This is a genomic window from Pseudomonas sp. ZS1P83, assembly GCF_054897825.1.
The window spans coordinates 3,472,653-3,489,623 of sequence record NZ_CM142706.1 but is presented as its reverse complement, the minus strand read 5'-3'; the positions used below and the strand labels follow the sequence as shown (position 1 = coordinate 3,489,623).

Below are 16,971 nucleotides of genomic sequence, written 5' to 3'. Positions count from 1 at the left end.
ACCACAACGGCTGTTAAGATGCCGGCTATTCACCCAGAGCCGGCATCGATGCTACTCCCCAACGAATGGCTACCCCAGGCTCCCCTCGAACCCCTTCATCTTGATTGGCTCACCCGATCAGGCATCGAAGCCGCGATCCTGCGTCTGGACCAGATCGATCCACTGATCAGCGGCAACAAGTGGTTTAAACTCATCGAACACCTGAAATCCGCTGACCGCATCGGTGCCAAAGGCATCATCAGTCTCGGCGGTGCCCACTCCAATCATTTGCATGCACTGGCCGCCGCGGGCAAGCGTTTCGGTTTCAGCACCGCTGGCCTGCTGCGCGGACATCCACAAGAAACGCCGACGGTGAAGGACTTGCAAGCGTTCGGTATGCAGTTGCATTGGCTGGGTTACGGCGGTTATCGAGCGCGGCACGAGCCGGGTTTCTGGCAACCCTGGCAGGCGCAGTTTCCCGATCTGTATCCGGTGCCGGAAGGTGGCGGCGGTTTGCAGGGAGCCAAGGGCTGCCTGCAGCTGAGGACAATGGTCAGCGAGCAGCTGAACGGTCTGGGCTGGAACGACTACGACGGCTGGTGGCTGGCCTGCGGAACGGGCACGACCCTGGCCGGTCTGGTGCTGGCCGAGGCGGGCGAACACCCGGTGTATGGCGCGTTGGCCGTGCCCGACGATCATGGGGTTGCGCAGCAGGTCGAGTCGATTGTGCGAGAGGTGGGTTTACCGGATCGCGCTTATGAATTGTTCGACGCCAGCCGTGGTGGCTTTGCCAAAATCGATCCGCTGTTACTCGAGTTCATCGATCAGACCGAACAGGCCAGCGGCATTCCTCTCGAACCGCTGTACACCGGCAAAGCACTGTTGGCGCTCAAGCAGCACGTCGAAGCGGGAAAGTTTGCTCGTGGGACACGCCTGATCTTCATCCACACCGGCGGTTTGCAGGGCCGCCGGGGTTTCCAGTGAGCGGCCGAATTTAGCCGCGCTTGGGCATCATCCGCAGCAAGGTGTTATCGCCCACCACATAGTGGTGATAAATCCCCGCCACGGCATGCAGGCCGATCAGCCAATAGCCGATCGTGCCGCCGAGTTCGTGCCAGCCCTGGATCTGCTTGGCCAACGCCTTGTCTTCCGCGATCAGCAACGGCAGGTCAACGCCGTAGAACATCACTTGATGGCCTTTGGCGCTGGTGACCAGCCAGCCCAGAATCGGCATAGCGATCATGAAAATGTACAGCGCCCAGTGCATCAATTTGGCCAGTACGGTCTGCCAGTGAGGCGAGGCCGGGAAGATTTGCGGTGCCGGGCCCAGGCTGCGAGCAAACAGCCGCAGCCAGACCAATACAAACACCGTCAAGCCCAGCAAAAAGTGCGATTCGGTGATCAGCGTCCGGCCGCCACTGCCTTTTGGAAAGACCCCGCGAAATTCGATACTGGCGTAAACCAGCGCTAGCAGGACCAGCATCAACCAATGCAGCGCGATCGATACGGTGCTGTAGCGTGAGTCGGAATTCTTCCAGGGCATACGGTGTTCCTCACAGGTCAGGTCGAGCCACCGTTCTTGTTCGACGGTGTTCTCTAACTGTAATCCGCTTTGGTGGGTCTGCGTGTGGCTATTTGGGCATTTAATGCTCTGGCTCAGGTGATCGCCCACAAAAAAGCGCCAGTTCCGTTCGGGGAGCTGGCGCTTTTTTATGCGGATTGCGAAATTAGCTGCTTTGCGGCATCTCGCCATTGGCCAGGCGTTTATTGATATCGGCGATCACTTCCGGCAAATCGGTGATGGTGTCGATCATGTAGTGCGGCCGCGAGCCTTCGAACATTGCATGGATGCGTGTGCGTTCGCTGGCCAGCTTGTCGCTGCCCAGTGCGCGATAACCTTCGTAGTCCAGGCCCAGTGCGTTGCCCGAGCAGATCAGCGCCACGGTCCACATGCCGGCACGGCGACCTTCGAGAATGCCCGGCACGGTGTCGTCGATCTTCACGCAGGCCGCGACATCATCGATGCCGAGGGCGATCACGTTGGCCAGCGCCTGGGCCGGCCATGGACGACCGTTAGGCACTTCGTCGGTGGCGACCACGTGGTCGGCAACGTAACCGTTGGTGGCGGCCAGTTCGACAACCTTGTCCATGACCTGTTTCGGGTAACCGGAGCAGGAACCGATCTTGATCCCTTGCTGGCGCAGGTTCGCGATGGTGTCCAGCGCGCCGGGAATCAGTGCCGAGTGCTCGGCGATTTTCTCGATTTGCAGTGGCATGAAGCGTTTGTAGATGGCAGTGACGTCGTCATCGGTCGGCGTACGGCCGAACACCGCGCGATAACGCTCGGCGACTTGCGGCTGATCGCACAGGGTGCGGATGTGGTCCCACTTGCCCATACCCATCGGCCCGCGGGCTTCTTCGATGGAAACCTGGACATCGAACTCGGCGAAAGCTTCGACAAAAATCTGCGTCGGCGCGAAGGAGCCGAAGTCGACCACGGTGCCGGCCCAGTCGAGGATGGCAGCTTGCAGTTTGGTTGGGTTTGTATAGTTCATGGTGATCAGAATCCTATGGCAACTGGCTAATGAAGGGCTGCTTTTGGTGGGAGCGGTGTGGCTTAGATTTCGAGGACTTCCATCTCGCGCAGTACTTCGGCGACCGCCGCCACCGCCGCGTGCATCTCGGCCTGGTTGACGTGGCCGATGCAGCCGACGCGGAAGGTTTCAACCTGAGTCAATTTGCCGGGGTAGAGGATGAAACCCTTGGCCTTGACGCGTTCGTAGAATTCCTTGAACTGGTAGCGCGGATCTTTCGGTGCATGAAAGGTAATGATGATCGGCGCCTGAATGGCGGCGGGCAGAAAGCTGCGCAGTCCGAGCTTGGCCATGTCATCAAGCAGCACCTGGCAGTTGTTGGCGTAGCGCTGATGCCGGGCGGGCAAACCACCTTCTTCGTTGTATTGCAGCAGGGCTTCGTGCAGCGCGGCGACCACATGGGTCGGCGGGGTGAAGCGCCATTGACCGGTCTTGGCCATGTAGGTGTGCTGGTCAAAAAGGTCCATCGCCAGCGAGTGCGAGTTGCCGGCGGCATTCGCCAGCGCCTCTTTGCGAGCGAAGACGAAACCCATTCCCGGCACGCCTTCCAGGCATTTACCCGAGGCGGCGATCAGCGCGTCGAACGGCACCTGTTGTGCGTCGATCGGCAGGGCACCAAAGGAGCTCATGGCGTCGATGATCAGGCGTTTGCCGTGTTGCGCGATGACGTGGGCGATTTCCGGCAGCGGGTTGAGGATGCCGGTGCTGGTTTCGCAGTGAATCAGCGCGACGTGGGTAATGCTGGCGTCGGCGCGCAGCAGGCGGTCGACGTCGGCGGCGGTGGTCGGTTCATCTTCGGCAGTTTCAAAGGTGCTGAAGGAGCGGCCGAGCACTTCGCAGATTTTCGCCAGGCGTTTGCCATAGGCGCCGTTGATCAGCACCAGGACTTTACCGTCGCGTGGCACCAGCGTACCGATTGCCGCTTCGACCGCGAACGTGCCGCTGCCTTGCAGGGGCACGCAGTGGTGGCTGTCGCCGCCGTTGATGATCGCCATCAGTTGCTCGCAGAGGCTGGCGGTCAATTGATTGAAGCGGTCATCCCATGAACCCCAGTCGACCATCATCGCCTGACGGGTGCGGGCCGATGTGGTCAATGGGCCGGGGGTGAGCAGGATGGGTTCGGCAGTACTCATTCTCGTGTCCTCGCAATCGATGGGATGAAGCTACGGGGCTTAAATTGCAATTTGCCGTGCTATCAATCAAATTGTTTGTTGTTATGCCAGCCATCAGTGAGAGTTATTCATGAACCTGTTCCAGCTCCGCGCCTTCGACGCCGTGGCCCGTGAGGGCAGCTTCACCCGGGCCGCTGCGCGATTGTTCATCAGCCAACCGGCGGTCACCGGCCACATCAAGGCGCTGGAGGAGCACTACCAGATCACCTTGTTGCGGCGCACGGCACGACGAGTGGAGCTGACGGAGGAGGGCACCAAACTGGCCGCGATCACCCGGGCGATGTTCGGTCTGGCCGAAGAAGCGCAGGTGATGCTGGAAGCGAACCGGCAGTTGCTGACCGGGCGTTTGGAGGTGGCGGCGGACGGGCCGCACATGGTCATGCCGATGCTCGCCAGCCTGCGCGCTCGCTATCCCGGAATTACCGTGAACCTGCGGCTGGGCAATGCTCAGGAAACCCTGGCGGCGTTGCTGTCGGAGCATGCCGACGTGGCGGTGCTGACCGAGGTCGAACCGCGCAAGGGCTTGCATCTGCAAGGCTTAAGCGAGTCACGAATTTGTGCGCTGGTGCCCGACGGTCATCCGTGGGCGCAGATGTCGAAGGGCGTGCCGCTCAAGGCGCTGGATCAAGTGATCATGGTGTTGCGCGAGCCGAGCTCGATCACCCGGCGCACCTTCGACGACGCCTGCGCGACGGCGTTGGTCAATCCTCGGGTGTTGCTGGAGCTGGACAGTCGCGAGGCGGTGACCGAAGCCGTCGCCGCAGAGTTGGGGGTTGGCGTGGTGTCGTCGGTGGAAGTCAGTCACGACCCGAGGGTGGTGGCGGTGCCGATTATTGGCGAAGGGTTGGTCAATCGGCACATGATTGGCTGCATGGATCGGCGCCGGGATTTACGCTTGATACAGGCGTTTTTTGATTTGGCGCCCACAGCATAGACCGAGGCGCGGCCTTCGCGGGCAAGCCTCGCTCCTACAAGGATAACGTTGAACCTGGAGCGAGCGGTGCGGCGATCCGACTTGCCCGCGAAGAGGCCGGGCCTGCTTATGCCAGACTCTCGCGAACCATCTCCAGAAACGTCGCAACCACCCGCCGCGAACTCTGCTCGCGCAAGCACACCAGCGTTTCCGTCAGCCGTCGTTTGCAATCGGTAATCGGCAACGCGCAAACCCTCGAATCCGCACCGAACTCGGCAGCCGATACCACACCGACACCAATCCCCACGACCACCGCTTCACGCGCTGCTTCCCGACCTTCAACCTGAATCGCCGGACGAATGCGAAAACCGGCCCGGGCCATTTCTTCTTCCAGCGTCTGGCGCGTCACCGAGCCGATTTCCCGCAGCACCAAAGGCGTGTCATCCAGGTCCGCGAGGCAAATAGACTCTCGGTCGGCCCATGGATGATGGCGGGAAACGAACGCCACCATCGGGTCATTGCGCAGCGGCAACGAAATCAATCGTTCGTCACTGACCTCACGCCCCAACAACGCTAGATCGGCCTGGTAGTTGAACAACCGAAACAGCGATTCGTCGGTGTTACCGGTTTCGATTTTCACGCTGATACCGGGATAGCGTTCGCAGAACCGGGCGATCTGCGGTAGCACATGCACCGGTGCATCGACGGCGAGAATCAGGCTGCCGGTCTGCAGTGCCTGTGAGTCTTGAAGTAATTCCTGCGCCTCGGCCTCGATGACGAATAGCCGCTGAGTAATGCTCAACAAGCGCTCGCCCAGATCGGTCAGGCGCACCGAGCGTTTGTTGCGATGGAACAGCAGCACACCGAAACGCTCTTCGAGTTTGCGCACTTGGTCAGAAATCGCCGGTTGCGTGAGGAATAGCCGTTCGGCGGCTTTGGTAAAGCTTCCGTGCACGGCCACGGCGTGGAAGGCTTTGAGCTGGGCGTGGGAAACCGACATCGAAACCTCCAGTAACAAGTTGAGCTTATATTGGAAATACGATAAATCGATTTCACTTATTAAACAGTAATTGTTTTTATCGACCTCAGCTCCGGTGACTGGTCAGTCAAACAGCGTCGGCGGCCATGAGCCTGTGCGTGCAACAGCAGGACTCATCTGACCGATATCGCCTCAGGGAAGCAGCGATATCGCAGTGCTCAACAATAAAAAAACAGGCGTTATTTCTCAATTTCTGCCGGCACACTCACACCCTGAGGTCAGAACCACAATGAACAAGCACATTGGCACTATCAAGCGTTGGCGCGTGCAGATCTTCGCGATCACCTGGCTCGCTTACGCCGCGTTCTATTTCACCCGCAAAGCTTTTTCCGTGGCAAAACTGGGGATCGCTGAAGACCCCACCTTCATGCTCGACAAAATGGCCATGGCCAACCTCGACGCCATCTACCTGACGGCTTACGCCATCGGGCAATTCACATGGGGCATCCTTGCCGACCGCTTTGGCCCGAGGGTCGTGGTGTTTGGCGGGTTACTGATTTCCGCAGCGGCAGCGCTGGTGATGGGCAGTTTCGCGACGTTGCCAATCTTCGCCACTTGCATGCTGATTCAAGGGTTGGCGCAGTCCACCGGCTGGTCCGGGCTGTGCAAGAACCTCGGCAATTTCTTTCCCTCCGAGCAGCGCGGGCGGGTGCTGGGGTTGTGGAGTTCCTGCTACGCCTTTGGTGGTCTGGTGGCGTCACCGTTTGCTGGCTGGTGGGCGTATACGCTGATCGGCACCTGGCATGCGGCGTTCTTTTCCAGTGCGGCGGTGGTTGGGCTGGTCGCTGTGCTGTTTTTTATTTTTCAGCGTAACAAACCCGAAGACGTTGGCTTGCCGGCGGTGGAACCAGAGCCGCAACTGACGGCGGAAGAAGCCGACGCGCAAAGCAAAATCAGCATGCTGGAACCATTCAAAGAAATTCTGCGCAACCGGACCGTGCTGGTTCTTGGCTTCGCGTACTTTTTACTGAAACCGGCGCGCTACGCGATTCTGCTCTGGGGCCCGGTGATCGTCTTCGAGCAAATGCCCTCGGTGGGCAAGGTTGGCGCGGCGATTATCCCCACCGCGTTTGAACTGGCCGGATTGCTCGGGCCGATTCTGCTGGGTCTGACCTCGGACAAACTGTTCGGCGCCCGACGCATGCCGGCGTGTGTGCTCAGCCTGTTGGCGCTGACCGTGACCCTGGCATTGTTCATGGGCGCTCTGCATACCGGCAGCGTGATGCTGGTGGTGGCGCTGCTGTTTGTCATGGGCCTGACCCTGTACGGACCGGACTCGATGATCAGCGGCGCGGCAGCCATCGATTTCGGCACCGCCAAGGCAGGCGCGACAGCGGCCGGTTTCGTCAACGGTTGCGGCTCGGTCGGGGCAATTCTCGGCGGATTGCTGCCGGGCTACTTCGACTCGGTCACCGTGTTCATCGTCTTCGCCGGTTGCGCGTTGTTCTCGGCCCTGGTGTTGATCCCGCACTGGAACAGCCGTCCGGCTGGCCTGCGTGCCGAAAGCGCCTTCGTGCCTAACCAACCGATCACCGTAAAACCTCTGCGTACTTAAGGATTGACCCATGAGACCTTTCTGGCTGGAACAGGCACTGGCGGCTGAGTCCTGCGCGCCGTGCGAACCCTTGGCGGGCGACACCCGCGCCGACGTCTGCATCGTCGGCGGCGGCTACACCGGGTTGTGGACTGCGATCATGCTCAAGGAACAGAACCCCGAACTGGATGTGCTGCTGATCGAGGCCGATATCTGCGGCGCCGGCGCCAGTGGTCGAAACGGTGGTTGTGCACTGTCGTGGTCGGCCAAGTACTTCACGCTGGAAAGGTTGTTCGGCGTCGAAGAAGCAGTGCGTTTGGTCAAGGAGTCGGAGCGCAGCATTCATGCCATCGGCGCCTTCTGCGAGCAGTACGCGGTGGACGCCGATTACCGCCTCGACGGTACGCTCTACACCGCCACCAACCGTGCCCAATGCGGCTCGACCGACGCCGTGATCGCGGCGCTGGAGCGCAATGGCATCAACTCCTTCTCGCAGCGACCGGTTGCGGATGTACAGCGCATGGCCGGTTCCGGCAAACACCTGGAAGGCTGGTTTTCTCCGGCGGCGGCAAGCGTGCAGCCGGGCAAACTGGTGCGCGGTTTGCGCCGGGTCGCCTTGCAACTCGGCGTGAGGATTCATGAACACACCGCCATGACCGGGCTGGAAGAGGGCCGACCTGCGGGCATTCAAACCCCGAACGGCACCATTCGCGCGGATCGCGTGGTGCTGGCGATGAACGCCTGGATGGCCCGGGCGTTTCCACAGTTCGAACGCAGTGTGGCGATCGTTTCCAGCGACATGCTGATCACCGAACCGCGTCCCGATCTGCTCGACGAGATCGGTTTGACCAGCGGCGTCACCGTGCTCGATTCGCGGATTTTCGTGCACTACTACCACAACACCCCGGACGGGCGAATCATGCTCGGCAAGGGCGGCAATACCTTTGCTTACGGCGGGCGAATGTTGCCGGTGTTCGATCAGCCATCGCCCTATGCCGGTTTGTTGCGGCACAGCCTGAGCGAGTTCTTTCCGGCGTTTGCCGAGGTCAAGGTCGAGGCGACCTGGAACGGTCCGTCTGATCGCTCCGTCACCGGATTGCCGTTCTTCGGTCAGATGAGTGCCAGCGGCAACGTGTTTTACGGTTTCGGATACTCCGGCAGCGGGGTCGGCCCGTGTCATATGGGCGGGCAGATTCTTGCCTCTATGGTCCAGGGACTGGACAACGCCTGGACCCGTTCGCCACTGGTCAACGGCCCCTTGGGCTTCTTTCCACCGGAGCCGATTCGTTACCTCGGCTCACTGATGGTGCGCAACGCCATCCGCCGCAAGGAGCGCGCCGAGGATCATGGGCGCCGACCACGGCACCTGGATGTGCGTCTGGCGAAGTTCGCGGCGGCGGCAGGCAAGGCCGACAAGGGCTGAGTGTCAGGGGGCGAGGTCCGAGCGATTGACCAGCCAATCGAGCAGCAAGTGGCTATCGCCACGTAGCTCGGGAGCAGACCGAGTGCGCGGGTGATGGCCCGTCTCGACGCACAGCACCGGCCGGTCCGGGTCGCTGTCGAGAAAACTGATGAGTACCTCGCTGCCGGCCCTTGGCAGTCTGGACGGGTCAATCCGACCGTCCGGCGCTGCGAGGGCTACGGGTAGCCAGATACCCGCAGATTCATCCGGATCCGGTTCCGCTGTTGGCCACAACCTGACCTGCACTCGCCCTCGCTCATCCAGCGCAGCGGGCTGTCCGGCAGGGCCAAGCACACGGGCGGGCTGATAACCCGGGATGCTCGGCCTGGTTTGTTTGAGTGCCGGCCTGAATACCGTTGACCAAGGAATGGCGATGAACTGATTGCGGTAATTCTGGACAGTCACGGGTTTGTCGGCGGCGAGAATCGAAGGCTGTTGCCCCTGATGACGGGTTTCGGTGAGCAGCCATTGATCGTTGAAACTCGACAGGGGATGCGCTGACACTTGCACAATCCTTGCGCTGCGCAGTGCGCTCTGATTGCTTTGACCGTGGATTTGCACGTAATGGCAACGCAGTCGCTCCAGTTGTCGTCGGCTCAGATGATCGCGATGGAGGTGCTCGGGAGCGGGACGGGCCATCACCGGCAAGGGTCGGGTGAAAGCGTGGTTGGCCGCTCCCTCGTCGGCGATCTGCGAGCCACGGTTTCTGGCCTGCAGTCGTGAGGGAGAGGGCGGCGAGTCATGGCGCTGGGACAACTCACTGATCATCGGAAAGTCACTTTCGTCGGGCGCGTTGCCCTGGAAAGGCGTAAGGATCGGTTCCTGGGGGAAACTCAGGCTGTCATCGGCCAGGACCAGCACATGCCCGTCGCGCTGATGTTCGAAGTGATAGTGAATGCCTTCTTCTTCGCACAGCCGTTGCAGCAATGCCAGATCGCTCTCCTCGTACTGAATGCAAAAAGGCCGGGGAGGATAGTGCCCGGTCGACAATTCGAAGCGATAGCTTCCCTCGGGCACATCATGTTCCTCCAGTAGCTGGCACAGGATCATCGGTACGCTGAGGCGATGAAAGACGCGCCGTGAACGCTGTCGGTCGAGCCTCTGAAGGTAGGGCACCAGCACCAGCTTGTAGCCGATCCGGTGTGGACCGCGATGCTCGCGACTGGCACTGTGAAGCACGCCGTGAATACCCTGGCCATCCATCAGGCTGAGGAATACCGGTTGTTGCAGCAATCGGTCGAGGTTCATCGCCGGTGCCAGGCCGATCACTTCGATGTCGAATCGATAGGGCTGGTTGAGGGCTTCTCGGCCACTGAACTGCAACACCTGCAAACTCAAATCGCCGTCGAGGAGGGTCAGGGTGAAGGGGCTTTCCTTGTCGTTGTGCATCGAACGCGCTTCTGCCATGGGATAAGGGCGCAGAGGGTACGAAACCACAGCCCTTTATGGTCACCGCAAATCGGAGTTTCAGAATCGCCCTACAACTGCCGGTGAAGATGCCGATTCACCATGCCCGTGAGCAGGGTGGATTTTTTTGGTCGATTGCCAACTTTAGGCCGTATAAACTTGCGCAAAGCGTCGGCCAATAGATGTCTCGGCGCCACAGATAAGAGAGTGAGTAATGGGCGCACAGTGGAAGGTTAAACACAAAGAAGCGGCGTCTAACGCCAAGGGCAAGATCTTCGGCAAACTGGTGAAGGAAATCACCATTGCTGCCCGTAACGGTGCCGATGTCGCGACCAACGCGCACCTGCGTCTGGTGGTCGAACAGGCGAAAAAGGCTTCGATGCCCCGCGAAACCCTGGAACGCGCGATCAAGAAAGGCTCCGGTCAGCTCGGCGAAACCGTGCAATACCATCGCGTGACTTATGAAGGCTTCGCACCGCATCAGGTGCCGCTGATCGTCGAATGCGTGACCGACAACATCAACCGTACCGTCGCTGAAATCCGTGTCGCGTTCCGCAAAGGTCAATTGGGCGCTTCCGGCTCGGTGACCTGGGACTTCAACCATGTGGGCATGATCGAGGCCTCGCCGGACAGCCCGGATGCCGATCCGGAAATGGCCGCCATCGAAGCCGGCGCCCAGGATTTCGAACCGGGCGAAGAAGAGGGCACGACCCTGTTCCTGACCGAGCCTGCGGACCTGGACTCGGTACAGAAAGCCCTGCCCGAGCAAGGTTTCACCGTGCTGTCGGCCAAGCTGGGTTATCAGCCGAAAAACCCGGTCAGCGGTCTGAGCGATGAGCAGATGGCTGAAGTCGAAGCCTTCCTCGAAGGCCTCGATAACCATGATGACGTGCAGGACATGTTTGTCGGGTTGGCCGGTTAATATTTTTCGCCGGTGACACCGTCATCGCGAGCAAGCTCGCTCCCACAGGGGGGCTGTGTTGGTCACAAATCATGTGTACGACACAACTCCTGTGGGAGCTGGCCGGCTCGCGAAGCGGTCACTGGATATCAAGTAATCGCACAATCTCGCTGAACCCAGGTCGCGCCACCACCTGCGGCTGACAGCAGCGCTGCTGCAACTGCTCCAGCTGCGCACGACCTTCATCGCTCAACCCCGAGTCGATCCGCTCCAACAATTCCCCCAGCAGAACACCAAACGCCCGCACCTCGATCCGTTGCAGCGCACGGCTTTCGAGGCTGTCCGAGGTGGCATGGAAAGACGCCGCGCCAAAATCCCCCAGCAGGCAATCACCGTGCTCATTCCACAGAATGTTGTGGCCGTAGAGGTCGCCGTGGGTGATGCCATGCCGGTGCAAATGTTCGGCTGCCGAGGCGATGCCACAAGCGATGCGCAATGCCACGCCGGCGCTGAACCGGGTGTCGTTGGCGTAAACGTCGCGGGTACATGACGCCAGGCTCGGCAGCCCGGACAGATTGCGATAGCTCGGATCGATCAGATGCATCACCAGCGCGGCCTGGGCTTCTGGATGCCCGACGACTCGCCCTTCAATCCGGATCAGGTTGGGGTGACAACCTGCGGTGATGCAGGCGTTCATTTCGTGCAACGGCGAGCCATCGCTGGTCATTTCGCCTTTGTAGAGTTTGACCGCGACCTGTGTGGCCGGTTGGCCCGGTCGATCCCAAATAGCCCGATGAATCACTCCCGACGCGCCTTCGCCCAGTTGCTGCTCCAGACGCAGTTCGGACCAGGGAATGTGCGGCGTGGCTTCGAGAGCTGCCGCATCGGCTTCGGTCTCCAGCGGGTTACCGGCGTACGCCAGCCAGGTCAGGCTCGGCAGGGATAGCAGCCACTCGGGCAACTCGGTCAACCGATTGACGGCGATGCGGATCAGTTCGAGTCGATGGCAATGACGCAAGCTCTCCGGCAAACGTTGCAAGTGGTTGCCAGCAAGCATGAGTTTTTGCAGGTGCGGGCGTTCACCCAGCTCGGCGGGCAGCTCAGTGATGCAGTTATCGGTCAGGATCAGCCAGCGCAACAACGGTGGCAGGGCGGCGCCTGGCACGCGTTCGATGCGGTTGGCCTTGAAGCCGACCATCGTCAGTGCGGCGCACTGGCCCAGGCAGTCGGGCAGTTCGGTGAACAGATTGTCCGAGCAAAACAGCACGCGCAAACGGGTCAGGCGGTGCAAGTCGTCCGGCAGGCTGCTCAAGGCATTGCCACTGAGGTTGAGGACTTCCAGCGAGTCCGCCAGGTCGAAGATTTCTCGCGGAAATTCCGTCAGGCCGCCGGTGAGGTCCAGGCGGGTGATGCCCGACAGTTGGCCGGCGCGCAGTTGGGCAAGGGTATCCATGAACAGGTTCACTATTGATCGAGAGGAGGGCGCAGAGGCCTGAGAAAGGGCGACATGATAACGGCAAAGGCAGGGGGCGTGTCAGGCCAGATCCCTGACTTCGACCAACTGCCCAACCGGCTGCGCGTGCGCGCCAGATCGATGGCATCGCCGCACAGGCTTTCACGCAAAGACTGCTGTCCGAGCAAATCAGGTGTGCGCTGTGACCGGCGGATGCAGCCGATGCCTTGCCGAAAAAGCGGCGCAGCATAGGCCAGCGTGATGTCGACAACGGTCAGAACTGCGCCGTCTGCTTGAGCATCTGCGCCGTCGGTGTATCAGTCGGGCTGACCATCGCATAGTTGTACCCGCTCCCCGACCAGTACTCGGCCTGCAACTCGCCATCGCTGCGACTGCCTCTGGGCAACAGGTAGTTTTTCGGTCCCGGTGGGCGGACGTAGAAGCTGACTTTATGGCCGCTTTGATCCTCGTAAACCACCATCGCTGCCGGCCCTTGCTCGGTGCTGAGCAGGCGCCCGCTGACCGGTTTGAAACCGGCGCCAGAGAGGTCAGGCAAGCGATTGGCCTGAGTGAAATAGCGGTCGAGCCAACCCTGCATGTCACCGTCATCGCTGACTGTGTAGTCGGCCGGCAGGATGCCTTGCTGGGCAATCAAACGATAGGCCTGCAGGGCATCGGTCATCGGCGGTGGGGCACTGACGAGTGTCATCTCCCGGGCTTGCCAACCGCTGAGCCCGCCGACGCTGACCGCGATCAGCAACACGGCGGCGCTGGCCAGGTGACGGCGAGATTGTCGTTTGAGGCGCTGGCGAATCAGCGCCGGGTCGAGGTCCGGATTGGCCGGTTGCTGCAAGGCGCCGCTCAATGCCGCGCGCAGTTGTTGGGCGTCCTGCTGCCAGGCACGCACTTGTGCAGCCACGTCAGCGTTGCTGGCCAGAAAAGTGTCCACCAGACGTTGATCGGCATCGCTGAGTTGATGGTCGATGTAGGCGTGCAGGTCACGCTCGCTTGGGGGCATGCTGATCATTTGAGTCTCCGCAGAGAAGGGCGAGTGATTTCGCCGTCGCTGAGTTGGCGCAATGCCTGGCGGGCACGGGACAGGCGGGACATCACGGTGCCGGTGGGGACGTCGAGAATCTCGGCGACCTCTTTATAACTCAAGCCTTCCACCGACACCCAGAGCAGTAACGCGCGTTGTTCGGTGGTGAGCTGGTCGAACGCTTGCAGCGTCGATTGGGCGATCACGGTGCGCTCCACCGACGGCTGTGTATCGTCACGCCCGGTAAAGAATTCGAGCATTCGCGCATAACGCCGGGAGCGCCGGTGAGCATCGAGAAACTGGCGATAAAGAATCGAAAACAACCAGGCGCGCAAGTCGCCCTCGGGGCGTTTGTCGCCCCAACGCGACAGCGCGCGTTCAAGGCAAGACTGCACCAGGTCGTCGGCGCTGCTGGGGTTGCGCGTCAACGACACGGCAAACCGGCGCAATCTGGGAATGATTTCTCTCAGTTGTTCGTCGATTTCGTTCATAAAGTTCTGACTAGTCACTACGCTTGAGTGTCTAGGAAGACGCCCGGCAGTCGAGGCTATTCCACGCCTGAAAAAATAAATACCGCGCGATGGAATAAACCGCCGTGGGGTTCGTCTGCTTGATCCTTCTCATTTGTGGCCGATGGCCCTGGAGTCTTTCATGGTAGATCGCTCATCACCGCCAACCCGGCCACCCTTGAGTGCCGCGAGCCTGATATTCCGTCTGGCTGGCATTGCCGTGGTGGTCGCTGCAGTGGCCGCGGCATTTGCCTACGTCAACGGCACCTTTGACCCACAGCGCCTGACGCCGAAAAAGCTGATCAATGTGCTGGAGACCAACAACGGGGTGCACCCGGGCTTCCGGCGTAATCATTCCAAAGGCGTGTGCGTCATCGGGCATTTCGAGAGCAGCGGCGAGGCGCGCAGTTATTCCAGTGCTCAAGTGTTCAATGAGGCGAGGACCCCGGTGGTCGGGCGTTTCGCCTTACCGGCCGGCAATCCTTATGCGCCGGACAACAGCGTACCGATCCGCAGCCTAGCGTTGCGATTCACCCAGGCCAACGGCCAGCAGTGGCGCACCGGGATGAACAGCATGCCGGTGTTCCCGGTGGGCACCCCCGAGGCGTTCTACCAATTGCAACAAGCCCAGTCACCGGATCCGGCCACCGGCAAGCCGAACCCGGCTGCCGTGCCAGCGTTTTTCGGTTCGCATCCGGAAGCGGCACCGTTCCTGGCCTGGATCAAAACCGCCAAGCCGTCGGCCAGTTACGTGACGGAAACCTACAACAGCGTCAATGCGTTTTACCTGGTTAACGCTGCGGGACAGCGGCAGGCGGTGCGCTGGAGCATGGTGCCAGTCGCTCAGGATGCAGCGGGTGCTACGGCACCTGAGGGTGGTGATTTCCTCGAGAAAGACCTGGTTCAGCGTATTTCCACAGGACCGCTGCGTTGGCAGTTGAACATCACGCTGGCTGACCCCGGTGATCCGGTCAACGACGCCAGTAAAGCCTGGCCCGACGGTCGCAAAGTGTTGAACGCCGGCACCCTGGTGCTCGAAAGCACTCAGCCGCAACTCAATGGCGAATGCCGTGACATCAACTACGACCCGCTGGTACTGCCCGCCGGCATAGAAGGTTCTGACGACCCGTTGCTCGCCGCTCGTTCAGCCGGTTACGCCACTTCCTACTTGCGCCGCACCAGCGAAGTCAGCCAGTTGCCCTCTGCTAATAAACAGGAGACTCGTCAATGAGCGCTCAACCGAACCACTTCGCGCCTTTAGCGCGACTCCTGCATTGGCTGATGGCGTTGATGATCATTGCGATGCTGTTTATCGGCGCGGGCATGGTCGCCTCGGTATCCGAGCGCCGTGAGTGGCTGATCCATCTGCACAAACCCTTGGGCGTTGCGATTCTGCTGCTGGTGATCGTGCGTCTGGGCGTGCGTTTTTCCACTCAACAGCCACCGCTGCCGGCGGATCTGCCAGGTTGGCAAGTGCTGGCGGCCAAGGCTTCACATGTTTTGTTGTACGCCTTGATGCTGGTCCTGCCGCTGCTGGGCTGGGCGATGATTTCGGCGGCGGGGGATCCGGTCATGCTCAGCAACTCGTTGCAGTTGCCATCGATCCTGCCCGCGAATGCGCAGGTGTTTGCGTTCCTGCGCAAGGCTCACGGGTATTTGGCGTATCTGCTGTTTTTGACGGTGCTGCTGCATTTGGCGGCGGCGTTGTTTCACGGTTGGGTGCGGCGCGATGAGGTGCTGGACAGCATGTTGCGGGGGAAGGATCGCGGCTAACCCTCTGTAGCAGCCTTCGCCAGTTGCTACATGGATCGGGCAATCAGCGCAGGGTGTTGACCATGTCCGCGACTGTGGTCAGCACATCCTTGCCCAACTGCTTCGAGCGCTTGCCGGACCAGCCGATCAGCGCATTCGGTGCATCGTTGTTGTCCTTGAAGGGCATTTCCAGGGTCAGCGACAGGCAGTCGAATTTCTCGCCGACGCTGTTGCACGCCAGGGTCATGTTGGCGTTGCCCGGCTCGTCTCGGGTGTAGCCGTGCTTGGTCTGGAAGTCCTTGGTCAGGTGCTTCAGATGGCTGCGGAAATGCTCTTCGAGTTTTTCGATCCGCGGCGTGTAGCCCGGGTTGCCTTCGCAACCGGCGGTGAACACGTAGGGGATTTCTTCATCGCCGTGGATGTCGAGGAACAGGTCCACGCCGTACTTTTCCATTTGCTGCTGAACGAATAGAACTTCCGGGCTGACTTCCTGGCTGGCGCTCTGCCAGGCGCGGTTCAGGTCCTGGCCCATGGCGTTGGTGCGCAGGTGACCGTGGAAAGCGCCGTCCGGGTTCATGTTCGGCACCAGGTACAGGTCGGCGCTGGCCAGCAATTTGCTCAATACAGGATCATCGTGCTTTTCCAGACGTTCAATCACGCCTTCCATAAACCACTCGGCCATGTGTTCGCCGGGGTGTTGCTGGGCGATGATCCAGACCTTGCGTTGACCTTCGGCGCCCGTGCCTTTACGCAGCAGCTGGATGTCCCGGCCTTCGACGCTCTTGCCGGTGGCCAGCAGTTCGGTGCCGGCCTTGGCCAGCGCCTGCTCGATCAACCAGTCATGGCGACCGCGGCTGTAGGGTTCGAAGTAAGCAAACCAGGCGTGGGTGGCGGTGGCTTCAAGGCTGAAGCGCAGGCAGTCACCTTCGAATATGGTCGGCACCCGGAACCAGTTGACGTGGTCGTAGGACGCTACCGCCTGATAACCGTCCCAGGCTTTGTTGTACGAGGACTTGCTGGCATTGTTCAGACGAAACCAGTGCTCCTGACCGACGTGCAGACCGCTGGCCTTGAAGTGGAACCACTGAAAGTGCTGGCTACGGGTGTCTGGCTTGATGGCCAGCAGGGCTTGCAACGGATTGCTGATATCCAGCACTTCAATGTTGCCACTGTCGAAGTTGGCACTGATGTCGAAAGAGGATTTAGCCACGGCCATA

The 16,971-nt window shown here is 60.6% G+C and carries 16 protein-coding genes and 1 pseudogene; 7 read left to right on the top strand and 10 right to left on the bottom strand.

What is annotated here, in order from left to right; all coding sequences use genetic code 11:
• Positions 1 to 48 precede the first annotated feature (48 nt).
• Positions 49 to 963, top strand: coding sequence for a 1-aminocyclopropane-1-carboxylate deaminase/D-cysteine desulfhydrase (locus tag ACYZT0_RS16695; RefSeq protein ID WP_462042177.1), 915 nt, complete (start codon positions 49 to 51; stop codon positions 961 to 963).
• A 10-nt stretch (positions 964 to 973) separates the two neighbouring features.
• On the opposite strand, the gene ACYZT0_RS16690 is transcribed toward ACYZT0_RS16695, so the two are convergent.
• The 3 genes from ACYZT0_RS16690 to ACYZT0_RS16680 all read right to left on the bottom strand — a co-directional run bounded on the left by ACYZT0_RS16690 (position 974) and on the right by ACYZT0_RS16680 (position 3,706).
• Entirely contained in the window at positions 974 to 1,522 is a 549-nt protein-coding gene (locus ACYZT0_RS16690) for a cytochrome b (RefSeq protein ID WP_462042176.1), read from the bottom strand.
• A 184-nt stretch (positions 1,523 to 1,706) separates the two neighbouring features.
• Positions 1,707 to 2,534, bottom strand: a complete 828-nt coding sequence (gene phnX / locus ACYZT0_RS16685) for a phosphonoacetaldehyde hydrolase (protein WP_462042175.1) — start codon at positions 2,532 to 2,534, stop codon at positions 1,707 to 1,709.
• A gap of 62 nt (positions 2,535 to 2,596) precedes the next feature.
• Entirely contained in the window at positions 2,597 to 3,706 is a 1,110-nt protein-coding gene (locus ACYZT0_RS16680) for a 2-aminoethylphosphonate--pyruvate transaminase (RefSeq protein ID WP_462042174.1), read from the bottom strand.
• 109 nt (positions 3,707 to 3,815) lie between these two features.
• Here ACYZT0_RS16680 and ACYZT0_RS16675 point away from each other — a divergent pair, with 109 nt between their 5' ends.
• On the top strand, positions 3,816 to 4,679 hold the full coding sequence (locus tag ACYZT0_RS16675) for a LysR substrate-binding domain-containing protein (RefSeq protein ID WP_462042173.1): 864 nt from the start codon (positions 3,816 to 3,818) through the stop codon (positions 4,677 to 4,679).
• A gap of 106 nt (positions 4,680 to 4,785) precedes the next feature.
• Here the strand turns inward: ACYZT0_RS16675 and ACYZT0_RS16670 are convergent, their stop codons facing one another.
• Positions 4,786 to 5,658, bottom strand: coding sequence for a LysR family transcriptional regulator (locus ACYZT0_RS16670; RefSeq protein WP_462042172.1), 873 nt, complete (start codon positions 5,656 to 5,658; stop codon positions 4,786 to 4,788).
• A gap of 268 nt (positions 5,659 to 5,926) precedes the next feature.
• On the opposite strand from ACYZT0_RS16670, the gene ACYZT0_RS16665 reads away from it, so the two are divergent.
• Together ACYZT0_RS16665 and ACYZT0_RS16660 are read left to right on the top strand one after the other, a co-directional pair.
• On the top strand, positions 5,927 to 7,252 hold the full coding sequence (locus ACYZT0_RS16665; RefSeq protein ID WP_462042171.1) for an MFS transporter: 1,326 nt from the start codon (positions 5,927 to 5,929) through the stop codon (positions 7,250 to 7,252).
• A 10-nt stretch (positions 7,253 to 7,262) separates the two neighbouring features.
• Entirely contained in the window at positions 7,263 to 8,654 is a 1,392-nt protein-coding gene (locus ACYZT0_RS16660) for an FAD-dependent oxidoreductase (protein WP_462042170.1), read from the top strand.
• A gap of 3 nt (positions 8,655 to 8,657) precedes the next feature.
• On the opposite strand, the gene ACYZT0_RS16655 is transcribed toward ACYZT0_RS16660, so the two are convergent.
• A complete protein-coding gene (locus ACYZT0_RS16655; RefSeq protein ID WP_462042169.1) occupies positions 8,658 to 10,082 on the bottom strand; it encodes a type VI secretion system Vgr family protein in 1,425 nt (474 codons plus the stop codon).
• Between the two features lie 232 nt (positions 10,083 to 10,314).
• Between ACYZT0_RS16655 and ACYZT0_RS16650 the strand changes: the two genes are divergently transcribed.
• Positions 10,315 to 11,022 (top strand): YebC/PmpR family DNA-binding transcriptional regulator, encoded by a 708-nt coding sequence (locus tag ACYZT0_RS16650; RefSeq protein WP_282376489.1) that lies wholly within the window; start codon positions 10,315 to 10,317, stop codon positions 11,020 to 11,022.
• A gap of 118 nt (positions 11,023 to 11,140) precedes the next feature.
• On the opposite strand, the gene ACYZT0_RS16645 is transcribed toward ACYZT0_RS16650, so the two are convergent.
• The 4 genes and pseudogenes from ACYZT0_RS16645 to ACYZT0_RS16630 form a co-directional block, all read right to left on the bottom strand.
• Entirely contained in the window at positions 11,141 to 12,454 is a 1,314-nt protein-coding gene (locus ACYZT0_RS16645) for a leucine-rich repeat-containing protein kinase family protein (protein WP_462042168.1), read from the bottom strand.
• Between the two features lie 81 nt (positions 12,455 to 12,535).
• Positions 12,536 to 12,642, bottom strand: a pseudogene (locus ACYZT0_RS16640) (cell division protein ZapE); the annotation flags it as partial.
• An 86-nt stretch (positions 12,643 to 12,728) separates the two neighbouring features.
• Positions 12,729 to 13,481: an anti-sigma factor family protein gene (locus ACYZT0_RS16635; protein ID WP_462042167.1), complete on the bottom strand. Its 753-nt coding sequence runs from the start codon at positions 13,479 to 13,481 to the stop codon at positions 12,729 to 12,731.
• Positions 13,478 to 13,984, bottom strand: a complete 507-nt coding sequence (locus ACYZT0_RS16630; RefSeq protein WP_462042166.1) for an RNA polymerase sigma factor — start codon at positions 13,982 to 13,984, stop codon at positions 13,478 to 13,480. The genes ACYZT0_RS16635 and ACYZT0_RS16630 overlap by 4 nt, the downstream gene beginning before the upstream one ends.
• A gap of 160 nt (positions 13,985 to 14,144) precedes the next feature.
• On the opposite strand from ACYZT0_RS16630, the gene ACYZT0_RS16625 reads away from it, so the two are divergent.
• Together ACYZT0_RS16625 and ACYZT0_RS16620 are read left to right on the top strand one after the other, a co-directional pair.
• Positions 14,145 to 15,233 carry a catalase family peroxidase gene (locus tag ACYZT0_RS16625; RefSeq protein ID WP_462042165.1) on the top strand — a complete coding sequence of 363 codons (1,089 nt, stop codon included), beginning with the start codon at positions 14,145 to 14,147 and terminating at the stop codon, positions 15,231 to 15,233.
• Positions 15,230 to 15,775: a cytochrome b gene (locus ACYZT0_RS16620; RefSeq protein ID WP_462042164.1), complete on the top strand. Its 546-nt coding sequence runs from the start codon at positions 15,230 to 15,232 to the stop codon at positions 15,773 to 15,775. Before ACYZT0_RS16625 ends, ACYZT0_RS16620 begins: the two co-directional genes overlap by 4 nt.
• A gap of 43 nt (positions 15,776 to 15,818) precedes the next feature.
• On the opposite strand, the gene ACYZT0_RS16615 is transcribed toward ACYZT0_RS16620, so the two are convergent.
• Positions 15,819 to 16,970, bottom strand: coding sequence for a M14 family metallopeptidase (locus ACYZT0_RS16615; RefSeq protein ID WP_462042163.1), 1,152 nt, complete (start codon positions 16,968 to 16,970; stop codon positions 15,819 to 15,821).
• Position 16,971: the final 1 nt, after the last annotated feature.

Bases quoted from the DNA above. Each gene is read 5' to 3' on its own strand.
- phnX (WP_462042175.1), bottom strand. From the start codon at position 2,534: ATGAACTATACAAACCCAACCAAACTGCAAGCTGCCATCCTCGACTGG.
- ACYZT0_RS16650 (WP_282376489.1), top strand. From the start codon at position 10,315: ATGGGCGCACAGTGGAAGGTTAAACACAAAGAAGCGGCGTCTAACGCC.
- ACYZT0_RS16690 (WP_462042176.1), bottom strand. From the start codon at position 1,522: ATGCCCTGGAAGAATTCCGACTCACGCTACAGCACCGTATCGATCGCG.
- ACYZT0_RS16665 (WP_462042171.1), top strand. From the start codon at position 5,927: ATGAACAAGCACATTGGCACTATCAAGCGTTGGCGCGTGCAGATCTTC.
- ACYZT0_RS16645 (WP_462042168.1), bottom strand. From the start codon at position 12,454: ATGGATACCCTTGCCCAACTGCGCGCCGGCCAACTGTCGGGCATCACC.
- ACYZT0_RS16655 (WP_462042169.1), bottom strand. From the start codon at position 10,082: ATGCACAACGACAAGGAAAGCCCCTTCACCCTGACCCTCCTCGACGGC.
- ACYZT0_RS16660 (WP_462042170.1), top strand. From the start codon at position 7,263: ATGAGACCTTTCTGGCTGGAACAGGCACTGGCGGCTGAGTCCTGCGCG.
- ACYZT0_RS16670 (WP_462042172.1), bottom strand. From the start codon at position 5,658: ATGTCGGTTTCCCACGCCCAGCTCAAAGCCTTCCACGCCGTGGCCGTG.
- ACYZT0_RS16630 (WP_462042166.1), bottom strand. From the start codon at position 13,984: ATGAACGAAATCGACGAACAACTGAGAGAAATCATTCCCAGATTGCGC.
- ACYZT0_RS16620 (WP_462042164.1), top strand. From the start codon at position 15,230: ATGAGCGCTCAACCGAACCACTTCGCGCCTTTAGCGCGACTCCTGCAT.
- ACYZT0_RS16615 (WP_462042163.1), bottom strand. From the start codon at position 16,970: ATGGCCGTGGCTAAATCCTCTTTCGACATCAGTGCCAACTTCGACAGT.
- ACYZT0_RS16680 (WP_462042174.1), bottom strand. From the start codon at position 3,706: ATGAGTACTGCCGAACCCATCCTGCTCACCCCCGGCCCATTGACCACA.
- ACYZT0_RS16675 (WP_462042173.1), top strand. From the start codon at position 3,816: ATGAACCTGTTCCAGCTCCGCGCCTTCGACGCCGTGGCCCGTGAGGGC.
- ACYZT0_RS16625 (WP_462042165.1), top strand. From the start codon at position 14,145: ATGGTAGATCGCTCATCACCGCCAACCCGGCCACCCTTGAGTGCCGCG.
- ACYZT0_RS16635 (WP_462042167.1), bottom strand. From the start codon at position 13,481: ATGATCAGCATGCCCCCAAGCGAGCGTGACCTGCACGCCTACATCGAC.
- ACYZT0_RS16695 (WP_462042177.1), top strand. From the start codon at position 49: ATGCTACTCCCCAACGAATGGCTACCCCAGGCTCCCCTCGAACCCCTT.